Raw genomic sequence first — 12,744 nt, 5'->3', positions numbered from 1 at the left:
TGGCTTTTGGAGTTGATGACTTAAAATAGAGGCTCTTACTGCAAACGCTCTAGCGTGGCAGCTCACCCCATTGGCCGGGATAGTCGTTTAATTGAATACGGGTCAATACTTTATTGGTCCCTATGTTATTTACAGATCTTGGTTTATCAGAACCCATTCTTCGTGCTATTGCTGAAGAAGGCTACACCAGCCCTACCCCAATTCAAGCAAAATCGATTCCTGCCGTTTTAAAAGGCGGCGATCTTTTAGCTGCCGCACAAACCGGCACAGGAAAAACGGCTGGCTTCACGCTTCCAATTCTGCAACGTTTAAGCAGCACCCCTAAATCTAGTGGCAAAAGATTATTACGAGTTTTGATCTTGACCCCTACTCGTGAGTTAGCTGCTCAAGTCCAAGAGTCTGTTGTCACTTATGGAAAATATACTGGCTTAAAATCCACTGTGATTTTTGGCGGAGTTGGCGCTAATCCGCAAATCAAAGCCATTGCTGGCGGTCTCGATATATTGGTAGCTACGCCAGGTCGACTACTTGACCTCATGTCACAAAATTGCGCATCACTAAACGACATTGAGATTTTGGTTTTAGATGAAGCTGATCGCATGCTCGATATGGGCTTCTTACGAGATATTAAAAAGATCTTGGCCGCCTTACCTAAGAAGCGTCAGAATCTTTTGTTCTCGGCAACCTTCTCTACCGAAATTAAACAATTAGCAGACGGCTTGCTCAATTCGCCTGAGTTGATTGAGGTGGCTCGTAGTAATAGCACCAACGAAGCAATTGCCCAGTTGATTCATCCGGTTGATAGAACAAATAAGCACCCTTTATTGGCGCACCTCATCAAGAGTAACGATTGGAAGCAGGTACTGGTTTTTACCCGTACTAAGCATGGTGCGAATAAGTTAGTAACCCAATTAGAAAAAGATGGCATTACGAGTATGGCCATTCATGGCAATAAAAGCCAAAGCGCTCGTACCAAAGCATTGGCTGATTTCAAGGCAGGTAAGTTAACCGCATTGGTTGCTACCGATATTGCTGCACGTGGCATCGATATTGACCAGCTCCCTCATGTAGTGAACTACGACCTTCCAAATGTTTCTGAAGATTACGTACATCGCATTGGACGTACCGGTCGCGCAGGATCAAATGGCGTAGCAGTTTCCCTAGTGTGCGTTGATGAACATCAAATGCTCAGGGATATTGAAAAACTCATTAAACAAAAGTTACCACAAGAGGTGATTGCCGGCTTTGAACCAGATCCAAATGCCGTGGCGCAACCGATTCAGCTGCGCAGTCAGCAACACCAGCAATCTCGCAAGCCAAGGCCCGCTGGGACAACTGGAGCTCCAGCAAGGAAGGCTCCTGCCAAGCGCAGTAGCTCACCTAAAAGAAGTTTTAATCGTTAATTAATTCTTTAAAATACTAATCTTATTTTTTATAACTACCCCACTAATCTAATATGACTACATCACGCCGCTCAGCCATCAAAACCATTGTTGGCGCATTAGCATTACCAACCCTCAGCCCAATTGCTTCTGTATTTGCTCAATCTTCACTCGAGTGGACTACATACGAGATCGTGACTGAAGTCAATTTAGAGTCACCTAAGGGCATCGCACAGAGTTGGGTTCCATTACCCCTCATTTTGGATACGGATTATTTCCGCACTATCGCCATCCGCTCAGAAGCGAGCGATCCTAAAGCGACAACCCAAATGTATGAGACGCCGGATAAGCAAGCGCGCATGGTTTGGACTAAATGGGACGCTGCAGCAACCACTCATAGCGTCAAAGTTTCTATCTTGGTAAGCACTCGTAATCGCAACCTAGAACTCTCAGCGCCAGATCCAGCACTCAAGCTCTCCAAAGCTGACCAACGCTTTTGGACTCGCCCTACTAAATACCTCCCTACCGATGGCATTGTGAAAACTAAAGCGCAAGAGGCGCTTGCCAAATTGCCAGCCAACGCTAGTGATGTTGATAAAGCCAAAGCAATCTATAACTGGGTGGTGGATAACACCCATCGTGACCCAAAAACACGTGGTTGCGGTCAAGGCGATGTCAAGCTCATGCTCGAAACCAATAACCTTGGCGGCAAATGCGCTGATATCAACGCCGTTTTTGTAGCGCTAGCGCGTTCAGCCGGTTTACCAGCGCGTGATGTCTATGGCATTCGCATTGCCGATTCTGCGCGCGGCTACAAGAGCTTAGGTAAGTCAGGTGATATTACTAAAGCACAACATTGCCGTGCTGAGTTTTATGCATCAGGTTATGGTTGGGTGCCGGTTGATCCAGCCGACGTTCGCAAGGTAATCCTTGAGGAAACTGGTGGTCTAGCTGTGACTGATCCAAAAGTGATCGCCATTCGTGATTATCTCTTTGGTAATTGGGAAATGAACTGGATGGCCTATAACTATGACCATGACATCACATTGCCAGGCTCCAAGCTCGGCAGTAAAGCTGATATTCCATTCTTAATGTATCCACAATCTGAAAATAACGAAGGTCGCTTTGATTCTCTTGACCCGGATAACTTTAAGTACAAAATTACCAGCAGACGTATTGGCTAACGTTTCATTAAGAAATTTGATGAAGTTATTTATGTATAAGCCAGCCCGAGAATTTTCTCTTGTGCTGGCATTTTCTTTTCTGACCTTATTTAGCCTTTCAGCTAGAGCAGAGTGGCGTGCGCCAGCTCAGTTGGGTCTGCCATCAACAGCCCCATCTCTACAGCTAAATAATCTCTCTGGTAAATCAGTAGATCTATCCAGCCTCAAGGGTAAGGTTGTTGTGGTGAACTTTTGGGCTAGCTGGTGCGAACCTTGCCGCGAAGAATTTGAAGAGCTTATTCAGCTACAGGAAAACTACAGCTCCAAAGGACTTATAGTTTTGGCAGTGAATCTTGCTGAAATGAAGCCGCGTGTCATGCAGTTTTTAAAAGGTAATGGTCTCCCTGAAAACAGTCTTGAAATCCTACTTGATCGCAATAGCACCGCCTACAAGTCCTGGAAAGCCCGTGGATTACCAACCACTTTTCTTGTTAGCAAAAGCGGCAAAATTGAAGGAGTTTGGATTGGTGCTATCGAGAATGTTGATAGCAACGAGGTCAAGGGGAGAATAGAATCTCTGCTACGCCAATAAACAGACTCCGTTCTGCATCTGATACTCTCACTATATGAATACCGTGAACACAGAAAATTTCCCTACCGAACCGCGTCTTACCTCCCTTTCTCACGGTGGGGGCTGCGGCTGCAAAATTGCTCCCGGCGTTCTTTCTGAAATCCTTCAGAACGTACCTCAACTGCCCTTTCCAAAAGAGTTACTCATTGGCATTGAAACCTCTGATGATGCCGCTGTTTATCAGATTAATGAGTCTCAAGCAATCGTAGCCACAACGGATTTTTTCATGCCGATTGTGGATGATCCGTTTGATTTCGGAAAAATTGCCGCTACGAATGCGATCAGCGATATCTATGCAATGGGTGGCACACCCCTATTCGCACTTGCATTAGTCGGCATGCCGATTAAGGTCTTATCCAATAAAACCATTGCCCGAATTCTAGAGGGTGGCGCTGAAGCTTGTCGTAGCGCCGGCATTCCTATTGCTGGTGGTCATACGATTGACTCTGTAGAGCCTATATACGGACTGGTAGCCATTGGTATTGTGGATCCTAAGCGCGTGAAAAGTAATGCTAGCGCCAAACCGGGAGACGTACTGATTCTCGGCAAACCTCTAGGTGTCGGTGTTTTATCTGCCGCGCTGAAAAAAGATCTTTTGGGGCCAGATGGCTATCGAGAGATGATCTCCAATACTACTAAGCTGAATTCTGCCGGCCCTGATTTAGCCAAACTAGCTGGCGTACATGCCTTAACAGATGTGACTGGCTTTGGATTGGCTGGCCATACTTTAGAACTCGCACGAGGCTCCAACTGCACAGCGCATATTGATTGGAGCCAAGTGCCCCTGCTATCTAATGTACAAAAGCTGGCTGATGATGGCATTATTACCGGCGCATCAGATCGTAACTGGCTTAGCTACGGCGATGAAGTAGGCATTCCTGCAGATTTCACACTAGCTCAACGTGCTTTATTGACCGATCCCCAAACCAGTGGCGGCTTATTGGTATCTTGCAGCCCTGAGAGCGTTAAAGAGGTGTTGGATATCTTCAATCAACATCAGTTCCTTGGCGCCCGCGTCATTGGCCAAATGAGCAAGCTTCAAGGAAAGCCCCTGGTTGTTTCTTAGGACAACTCTTAATTTAATTTTTTAAATTAAATACGCTTGAGAAATCTAGCTGGCCATTACCTGCTTTGCTATGACTCTCATAAAGCTGTTGCGCTAATTTCCCAAGAGGAACACTAGCATCTAGATCTTCTGCATTCTCAACTGCCAGCCCCATGTCTTTGAGCATGAGATCCACGCCAAAACCACCAGCGTAACCTTTTGAAGATGGCACGTTTTCCATGACGCCTGGACAAGGGTTATATAACTCCAAAGCCCAGTTGCGACCCGAACTCTTAGACATGATGTCAGAAAGAACTTTGGGGTCCAGGCCATTAGCAATACCTAATCGCAGCGCCTCACTCGTCCCCAGCATCTGAATACCTAAAAGCATGTTGTTGCAGACTTTGACAGTCTGCCCCGCTCCATTGCCTCCAGCGTGAAAGATGTTCTTGCCCATCGCCTCCAACAAAGGACGCGCGCACTCAACAGCACTCGTTTCCCCGCCGACCATAAACGTTAAAGTGCCCGATTGCGCGCCTGCAGTTCCACCCGAGACTGGCGCATCAACCATGGCAAACCCTTTTGCCTTAGCGGCAGCAGCAACGGTTTGTGCTGCCTTTGGTGAAATCGTTGAGCAATCAATAAGCAACGTTTTAGGGTTCGCGCTTGCCAACAAACCGGCATCACCAATATACAAGCCCTCCACATGACGAGAGGCGGGCAGCATGCTGATCAAAACATCGACATCTTTTGCGGTGTCGTTTGCATTTGCTGCAACGCTACCTCCTGCAGCTGCAAAAACATCAAGCTGACTGTTTACCAAATCGAAGCCTGTAACTTGATGTCCTGCTTTTAATAAGTTCAGGGCCATCGGCAAGCCCATATTGCCAAGTCCAATAAATCCGATTTTCATATCGATCCCAATTTCTTAATATTGTTTATTGTTTTCTAGAAGCGAGATATTTGACGCCCTCAGGCCCATAGGACTCGGAATGCACTTCTTTCAATCCCAGCTCAAATACATCACCAGCTTTGTAGGTCCCGCTCTCCCCATGTATGACGATATCGATACTGCCTTCAATTACTAGCGCCTTCACTTCAAAAGGATGCTCGTGATTACCAAGCTCTCCATTAGGAACTTGCTGAACCTCTACCGGCTCAGGAAATCCTTCCTGCTCAAGTAACCGTTGAAATTGCTCTGTATTCATGGTCTAACTATAGCGTGGATATACTCTCTTAGCATGAGGTAATTTATATAAAAAGTCATGATGGTGAAAGTCATTGGGCTGATGGAGCTAATGGATCGAAGCGCTAGCAACTATTCGCAGCCAGGCAATGAAACTCACTTTGTTTAGCATTGCTATCTAAGCGCAGCACTGAAAGTACAAGCCCCCAATAAAAAAGCCTAGCTCGTAAAAGCCAGGCTTATCAATCAGTCTGGAGTGAGAATTACTTCTTGGCTTCCATCGCCTCTTTAGCAGCAGTGATTTCTTTGCGGCGCTCCTTGCAGGCACCGGCAATTTCTTGCAAGGCTTTACGTGCGCGAGCAGCAGATGCCTTAATACCTTTTTCAATAAATTTTTCGTTTTCAGCTTTGTAAGCTTCAAAAGCAGCCAACAATGTATCGTGTTGTGACATCTCGTCTCCTATTAACAAATGAATATTTATACTGACAGCCCGGTCAGTATATCCCCATAAAAACCATAGAAAATCGCCCCCTAAATCAGGGATAACTCTTATATTTGCGGGTTAATTCAAAATAGCCTTATTGAACCAAAATTACCTAAAAAGGTTAAAAATCCCCAGAAAATCGCCTTTGTCGCCTATTTGCCGCCTTATTGGGCTGTCCGCTTACCCCAAAATGAGCGCTTGGCCGCTCTTTTAACTGGCCTGCGGCTCTCCATGGACAGTCTTTGGTAAAGGCATTCTGACCTCCAATAATTCAATGAACAGTCAGATTAAAAGATAATGACTCCATAAAAGATCCTAGAGACGGTATGACCATTCAAACTAAAAATCATTCATTCGTTCGCAACAAACTTCTTAATAAAGAAGAAATTGCATTTTTAGATGTCCGCGAGGAAGATCCTCATGCGCAAGAGCATCCCCTGTTTGCCGCAAATCTACCTCTTTCCAGAGTAGAGATTGATGCTTACGCAAAGCTACCAAAGAAAAACGTACCTATCGTCACCCTTGATGATGGTGAAGGTTTTGCTCAGCTAGCTGCGCAACGCTTAATCAATCTTGGGTACACCGATGTATCGGTTTTTGAGGGAGGTGTGCAAGGCTGGAAAGCAGCTGGTGGTGAAGTATTTAAAGATGTGAATGTTCCCAGTAAATCATTTGGTGAGTTTGTAGAATCCAAGGTCCATACCCCCTCTTTATCAGCGCAAGAAGTAAAAAAATTAATCGATAACAAGGAAGATGTCGTTGTTGTTGATGTACGCCGCTTTGATGAATACAACACCATGAGTATTCCAACCGGCATTAGCGTTCCAGGCGCAGAGCTAGTTTTGCGTCTCCCAGAATTAGCGCCTAACCCAAAGACAAAAGTGATTGTGAACTGCGCCGGTAGAACTCGCAGCATTATTGGCACGCAGTCGCTAATTAATGCCGGCATTCCAAACGAAGTCAATGCGCTACGTAATGGCACGATTGGCTGGACGCTTGCTGGTCAAGAATTGGATAAAGGGCAAAGCAGAAAGTTTCAAGAAGTGAGTGACGACACAAGAAATGGGGCGGCAATTCGCGCTCGTAGCGTTGCTGATCGTGCAGGGGTAAAGCGCGCTAGCCTCAGCGATTTGCAGACATGGAAAACGCAATCTGATCGAACGACTTATTTCTTTGATACGCGCACTCCAGAAGAATATGAAGCAGGTCATCTTCCTGGCTTTAGATCGGTACCTGGTGGACAGCTTGTACAAGAAACGGAGATGGTTTCTCCAGTTCGTGGCGCACGGGTAGTGTTGGTAGACCCCAGTGGCGGCGGAGTACGCGCCAATATGCCCGCATCTTGGTTAGCGCAAATGGCTTGGGATATCTATGTTCTTGATGGAGTCAATGCCTCCGATCTCACAGAAAAAGGTATTTGGAAGGCGCCCCTACCCGCTCTTCCAACCATTGAAAGCGTAGATGCCGCAACCGTTTCCAATTGGCTTAAGAGTGATAGCAATACGATTGCAATTGATTTCAGCACCCATGCTAACTATGTTAAAGGACACGTCCCTGGAAGTTGGTATGCCCTTCGATCACAAATGGCAGAAGCAATGAAAAAAATTCCTCAGGTAGATCGCTATGTCATTACCAGTACACCAGCTGAATTAAGCCTCTTTGCTGCTCAGGAAGTACAAGCATTGACTGAAGCCGAGGTACTCGTTTTAGAGGGCGGCAATACTGCCTGGGTAAAAGCAGGATTTGAGCTGGAGAAAGGTCCGAGTCATTTAGCCTCGCCTCCTCTGGATCGCTATAAGCGCCCCTATGAAGGCACTAGCGTAGATCCTGCAGCGATGCAGGCATATCTTGATTGGGAGTTTGGTTTAGTGGAACAACTGGACAAGGACGGAACCCATCACTTCTGGGTTCTCTAAGTCCTTGCTGTTGTTCTAAAAGCTTACTAAGTTGATCAGTTAAACAATCTTGTTGCGGATGATGCCGATGCCAGTGATGTTTGTTTCCATAACATCACCTGGCTTCATAAACTCCTGAGGCGTTCTGCCTGCGCCAACCCCAGAAGGAGTACCGGTCGCAATGATGTCGCCTGGCAGTAATGTTAAGCCACGCGATAGCTCAGCAATAATTGCTGGGATCTTGAAATACATTTGCTTGTAACTAGCGTTTTGCTTTTCAACACCATTCACACGGCAAATAATGCGAGTGTCATCCAAATTGACGCCACCTGCAGTAACAACCCATGGACCCATTGGGCCGTGACCATCCAAGCTCTTGCCTTTAAACCATTGGCCGGACTGACGCTTTTGCTGAATATCACGCGCCGTAGTATCGTTGAAGGCAGAATAGCCAAAGACATAGTCCATTGCATTCTCTTCAGAAATATTCTTACCCTTTTTACCAATCACCACTGCTAGCTCAGCCTCCCAGTCAATCATGGTGGAGATGCCAGCATCATAAGGAATGTTATCAAACGGGCCATTCATGGTTTGCGTGCCTTTAGTAAAGAGCACAGGAACCTTTGGATACTCCTTCACAGCAGTATCGGCACGATGCTTGAGGCCCTCTTCAAAATGGTCTAGGTAATTCCAGCCCACACAATAAATATTGCTTTGTGGCTTAGGAATAGGTGATAGCAAGATCACATTATTCACATTCGCCAAATTACTTCCGCGACCTTTAAATAATGTAGCCAACTCCAGCAAGCCTTTGTTGCCAGAGGCAGCCAATGAAATCATTGAAGTAGGATCAAATGAGAGCTGTACTTTTTGACGAGCCGCTTCTGCAGGGATATCAACCACCATACCGTCATTGGTAACCAAACCTAATCTTGAGGTGGCACCCATTTTAGGCAGATAGTTTGCAATTCTAAGGCCTGCTTTACCAGTCAATGGCTCCACCACAATCGGCGGCTGACCATCAGTAGCAGCAATTGCATTAGAAATAAACATACCGCTAATAGCAGCAGATGCACCCAATTTAAGCGCATCTCTCCGATTTGTATCCACAGCGTCTCCTTCAATATTTTGTTTTAAATGTCTTATCAAGACTTATTTGTTGTTTATTAAACAATCTGCTGTAAATATTAATACCAAACCTGTTTCTTAGGCGAAATATTGGAAATATCGCTATCCTCTAGGGGTGCAATCCTTGAGAATCCCTCCCCAAATTCGCCTAGCCTTCTACCTTGCGATCCTTCTCGGGCTCAGTGCCTGCGGTCGAGAGACATACACCACTTGGAGTTGTAGCTCCCCTTCCGAGTCTAAAATTACCATGGTGCTCCGAAAGGCCCAAATGGAATTTAAGGGGGCGGCACTGGATTATTGCGGTAGTTTGGGTACCCAAAGCTACTTTGATGAGAAATGCTCAGGTCAAACCAATCAATCGAAGACCATATTTTCTCCCTCCTCAGGATTGCTTTTGATCAATGGTCAAGAATTCCAGTGCACCGCCTTATAAAAAGAATAGGAATGCATTACCGATGAATCGACTCAGCCCTAAGAAATTACTCCTCACCAAATGGACCGCAGTTAAACCGATTGCCAAGCAAAAGCATTTCTTGGTGAGTAAAGTAATTCTGCCAGAACCACCAAACGAGAAAATTGAGTTCGTCGAAATTGAGGCGGTCTACTCGAAGCAAACTACGCAAATTGCATGGCGTGATCTCACCAATAGCGAGCTATGGCTACAAGGCTGGAAATAAAAAACCGCCCCAGTCATGAGGCGGTTTTTTTGTTTGGTTTAATCAGAGCTATTCATCAGACTTCTTCTTACCACCAGATTTTTTAACCAGGTCATCGATATTCTTTTCGGCAGTCTCGGCCACTTGGTTCACAATGCGACGCCCTTCTTTAAACATATTCTGACCAGTCGTTGACATTTCATGAACTACCTTAGATAGCTTTTCAGCATGCGCTGGGATTTTATTTTCAGCGTCCTCAAGCCAAGTTACCAAAGAGCTACGAACCTTTTCAAGATGCTTCTCAGTTTCATCAGCAGCACCTTCGCCGAGATCTTTTAAAACTGCTTTTACCTTCTTTTGATATGCAGCTGCACGTTTCGCAGTTTCTTTTGCAGCTTCTTCCTGCAAGTCTTTTAATTTAGCTAAATCGTTCTTAGCGGCTGACTTGGCGCTATCGAGGGCATTTTTCATACCCCACTCAATCTCCGCCATATGATGCTCACTTAATTTTTTTGCTGCCTCAAGCAAAGTATGTGAATAATCAAACAATTCCTTTGCTTTTTCACGCTGCCATTTTTGAAGTTCTTTTGCATCCATTTTTACGCTCCTATAAACAAGGGTTAATAAAGCTTTGGCATTTAACTCTATACCGAAATAGACGAACTGCCAATTCCCCGAATTTACCGCATTAAAATGACAAGATGAGTGAAAAAATATCCATTTATGAGTCTATAGGCGGCATAGATCAAATTGACGCATTAGTAGACCGTTTTTACGATTTAATGGCCCTAGAACCCCATTTTGAGGATCTACGGTCCATGCACCCTCAGGACCTTTCCGGCTCTAGGGAAAAACTCAAGTTCTTCCTCACCGGCTGGATGGGAGGTCCTGATATCTACTCCCCGAAGTACGGCCACCCCATGCTTAGGGCTCGACATCTGCCATTCAAAATTGGTTTAAAAGAACGAGATCAATGGTTAGCTTGTATGTATAAGGCTATGAAAGATTGCGGAATAACTGGTGATGCCGCGAAACAACTTGAAGAGTCTTTTCTGAACACTGCGGATTGGATGAGAAATCAACCCAACTAATGATGTGGTCATTAAGCGGGAATAGTGGTTTGGTGTTATTCGCTAAACTCTAATTAATAGCTCCATTCGCAAAGTAAAAAATGATTGAAAGCACGATGCAGCTCCTGAGCGATCCCAATGCTTGGATTGCCTTTCTAACGCTCTCTGCCCTTGAGATTATTCTCGGCATTGATAACATCATTTTTATTAGCGTTATCGCCAACAGACTCCCTTCTGAAATTCGGGAGAGGGTTCGCCGCTTCGGTCTTTTGTTTGCGCTTGTCACTCGCATTCTTTTATTGCTAAGTCTATCGTGGGTAATGGGTCTCACAACACCCCTCTTCAGCATCTCCGACCACCTGATTAGTGGCAGAGATTCAATCTTATTGCTTGGCGGCTTCTTCCTAATCTGGAAGGCCTCCAAAGAAATTTATATTGAAGTAGAGGTGGGTGAGCATGGCGATGAACAAATTGACTCTCAGGGGAAAGACCGCGCCAAGTCAATGGTCTCTTTATTTATTAGCTCTGTTTTACAAATTGGCTTACTAGATATTATTTTTTCTCTGGATAGCGTCATTACGGCAGTGGGCATGGTTGATCAAATTAGCGTGATGATCGCAGCGGTTCTCGCTTCAGTCCTCATCATGCTCATCGCCGCTAAACCTATCGGGGATTTTGTTCAGCGCCATCCTTCTATCAAAGTATTGGCCTTATCGTTTCTGACCGTTGTAGGCGTAGTACTGATCGCAGAAGGAATGGGCGTTCATATTCCTAAAGGTTATGTCTATGTTGCTATGGCATTTTCTTTATCGGTTGAGCTTTTAAATATCCGCTCACGTGAAAAGAAAAAACAGTCGAGGTAAGCCTTGATTTGACAAGAAATTTATAGGGATTGGGCGCAAGCAAAACCGCTAGCCCATGCCCATTGGAAATTATGTCCGCCTAAATGACCGGTGACATCCACGCACTCACCAATGAAGAATAATCCCGGATGCTTACGCGACATCATCGTTTGTCCGTCGAGCTCTTTGGTATCTACCCCGCCCAACATCACCTCTGCCTTTTTCCAACCTAAGGTACCCGCAGGCTTTACAGACCAGTTCGTGAGCAGCTCCTTAAGAGCTTGACGGTCTTTTTTAGAGACTTCGGCCCATTTGCGGCCCATTAGATTGCGCTGCTCTGCAAATGCTTTAGCTAAGCGCTGAGGAAGCACAGAAGCCAAAATCGTTTCGGTAAGCTTTAAGCGATTCTCTTCGTTATTAAAGAGTTCATCACAATTAAATCCTCCAGGACGCTCAATTGCACCAAGCCAATCGATGTGAATAGGTTCGCCTTCTTCCCAATAACTGCTAGCCTGAAGAACGGCAGGCCCTGATAATCCTTTGTGAGTCAGAAGCAAATCCTCATTGAATCTACAGGCGCCATATCGATGGCCCTTTGAACCGGAGGCAATTCTGACTGATACAGCTAGACCGGCCAACTCACTGAGATCACCGAAGTTATCTGCAGTAAATGAGAGTGGCACTAAAGCAGGCCTAGGATCAACCACATTTAATCCAAACTGCTTTGCAACATCCAAGGAATAAGCAGTGGCTCCAATGGCGGGCACTGGTAAACCACCCGTTGCCATGACTACTGACTTGGTTTTTTCGGTGCCAGCATTCGTTTGGATGAGCCATCGATCATCCTCTTGCTCAATTGATTGCACGGAGACTGGATGACGTATGGTCACATTTCCTTTGGCGCACTCTGCAAACAATAGCTCAATGATTTGTTTGGCAGAATCATCGCAAAATAATTGGCCTTGGTGTTTCTCATGATAATTAATGCCATGAGATGTAACTAGCTTGATAAATTCTGTTGAGGGGTATCTAGCGAGTGCACTTTTTACAAAATGCTGATTGAGAGATAAGAAGTTAGCTGGGCTACTATGGAGATTGGTGAAGTTGCAACGTCCACCACCGCTAATACGAATCTTTTCGCCCAAAACCTCTGCGTGATCCAGCACAAGTACTTTTTTTCCTAACTGACCAGCAATTCCTGCGCAAAATAGGCCAGCTGCCCCGCCGCCGATAATGATGGCATCCCAAGTTTTACTCATCG

At 45.5% G+C, this 12,744-nt stretch carries 14 protein-coding genes; 8 read left to right on the top strand and 6 right to left on the bottom strand.

All coding sequences use genetic code 11. The features are described 5' to 3' along the window. Nucleotides 1–122: 122 nt before the first annotated feature. The 4 genes from ICN34_RS08000 to selD are packed head-to-tail and all read left to right on the top strand — an operon-like array spanning nucleotide 123 to nucleotide 4,242. Entirely contained in the window at nucleotides 123–1,403 is a 1,281-nt protein-coding gene (locus ICN34_RS08000; protein ID WP_216121877.1) for a DEAD/DEAH box helicase, read from the top strand. 53 nt (nucleotides 1,404–1,456) lie between these two features. Continuing rightward, nucleotides 1,457–2,566, top strand: a complete 1,110-nt coding sequence (locus ICN34_RS07995) for a transglutaminase family protein (protein WP_216121875.1) — start codon at nucleotides 1,457–1,459, stop codon at nucleotides 2,564–2,566. Between the two features lie 19 nt (nucleotides 2,567–2,585). Beyond that, entirely contained in the window at nucleotides 2,586–3,137 is a 552-nt protein-coding gene (locus ICN34_RS07990; RefSeq protein WP_216121873.1) for a TlpA disulfide reductase family protein, read from the top strand. 34 nt (nucleotides 3,138–3,171) lie between these two features. Next, nucleotides 3,172–4,242 (top strand): selenide, water dikinase SelD, encoded by a 1,071-nt coding sequence (gene selD / locus ICN34_RS07985; protein WP_216121871.1) that lies wholly within the window; start codon nucleotides 3,172–3,174, stop codon nucleotides 4,240–4,242. Between the two features lie 13 nt (nucleotides 4,243–4,255). Here the strand turns inward: selD and mmsB are convergent, their stop codons facing one another. From mmsB to ICN34_RS07970, 3 genes are all read right to left on the bottom strand, one after another. Then, entirely contained in the window at nucleotides 4,256–5,134 is an 879-nt protein-coding gene (gene mmsB, locus ICN34_RS07980) for a 3-hydroxyisobutyrate dehydrogenase (RefSeq protein ID WP_072582935.1), read from the bottom strand. Nucleotides 5,135–5,159: 25 nt separating this feature from the next. Further along, the gene (locus ICN34_RS07975) at nucleotides 5,160–5,429 is read right to left on the bottom strand and encodes a cupin (RefSeq protein ID WP_216121870.1); all 270 of its coding nucleotides are present in this window, start codon (nucleotides 5,427–5,429) and stop codon (nucleotides 5,160–5,162) included. Between the two features lie 241 nt (nucleotides 5,430–5,670). Next, nucleotides 5,671–5,859, bottom strand: a complete 189-nt coding sequence (locus tag ICN34_RS07970; protein ID WP_072582937.1) for a hypothetical protein — start codon at nucleotides 5,857–5,859, stop codon at nucleotides 5,671–5,673. A 359-nt stretch (nucleotides 5,860–6,218) separates the two neighbouring features. Between ICN34_RS07970 and ICN34_RS07965 the strand changes: the two genes are divergently transcribed. Next, on the top strand, nucleotides 6,219–7,808 hold the full coding sequence (locus ICN34_RS07965; protein ID WP_216121868.1) for a rhodanese homology domain-containing protein: 1,590 nt from the start codon (nucleotides 6,219–6,221) through the stop codon (nucleotides 7,806–7,808). A gap of 39 nt (nucleotides 7,809–7,847) precedes the next feature. Here the strand turns inward: ICN34_RS07965 and ICN34_RS07960 are convergent, their stop codons facing one another. Then, entirely contained in the window at nucleotides 7,848–8,897 is a 1,050-nt protein-coding gene (locus tag ICN34_RS07960; protein WP_072582939.1) for a fumarylacetoacetate hydrolase family protein, read from the bottom strand. A 473-nt stretch (nucleotides 8,898–9,370) separates the two neighbouring features. On the opposite strand from ICN34_RS07960, the gene ICN34_RS07955 reads away from it, so the two are divergent. Further along, the gene (locus ICN34_RS07955; RefSeq protein ID WP_072582941.1) at nucleotides 9,371–9,592 is read left to right on the top strand and encodes a TIGR02450 family Trp-rich protein; all 222 of its coding nucleotides are present in this window, start codon (nucleotides 9,371–9,373) and stop codon (nucleotides 9,590–9,592) included. 48 nt (nucleotides 9,593–9,640) lie between these two features. On the opposite strand, the gene ICN34_RS07950 is transcribed toward ICN34_RS07955, so the two are convergent. Further along, nucleotides 9,641–10,168 (bottom strand): phasin family protein, encoded by a 528-nt coding sequence (locus tag ICN34_RS07950; RefSeq protein WP_072582942.1) that lies wholly within the window; start codon nucleotides 10,166–10,168, stop codon nucleotides 9,641–9,643. Between the two features lie 104 nt (nucleotides 10,169–10,272). On the opposite strand from ICN34_RS07950, the gene ICN34_RS07945 reads away from it, so the two are divergent. Further along, nucleotides 10,273–10,662, top strand: coding sequence for a group II truncated hemoglobin (locus ICN34_RS07945; RefSeq protein ID WP_072582943.1), 390 nt, complete (start codon nucleotides 10,273–10,275; stop codon nucleotides 10,660–10,662). Nucleotides 10,663–10,742: 80 nt separating this feature from the next. Next, nucleotides 10,743–11,504, top strand: a complete 762-nt coding sequence (locus ICN34_RS07940; protein WP_202816828.1) for a TerC family protein — start codon at nucleotides 10,743–10,745, stop codon at nucleotides 11,502–11,504. Between the two features lie 20 nt (nucleotides 11,505–11,524). Here the strand turns inward: ICN34_RS07940 and ICN34_RS07935 are convergent, their stop codons facing one another. Next, nucleotides 11,525–12,742, bottom strand: a complete 1,218-nt coding sequence (locus ICN34_RS07935) for an aminoacetone oxidase family FAD-binding enzyme (protein ID WP_216121866.1) — start codon at nucleotides 12,740–12,742, stop codon at nucleotides 11,525–11,527. Nucleotides 12,743–12,744 lie beyond the last annotated feature (2 nt).

Source organism: Polynucleobacter sp. Tro8-14-1 (genome assembly GCF_018881655.1).
Classification (GTDB): Bacteria; Pseudomonadota; Gammaproteobacteria; order Burkholderiales; family Burkholderiaceae; genus Polynucleobacter.
Note: the sequence above shows the minus strand (reverse complement) of the source record. Positions and strands in the feature narration are given on the sequence as shown.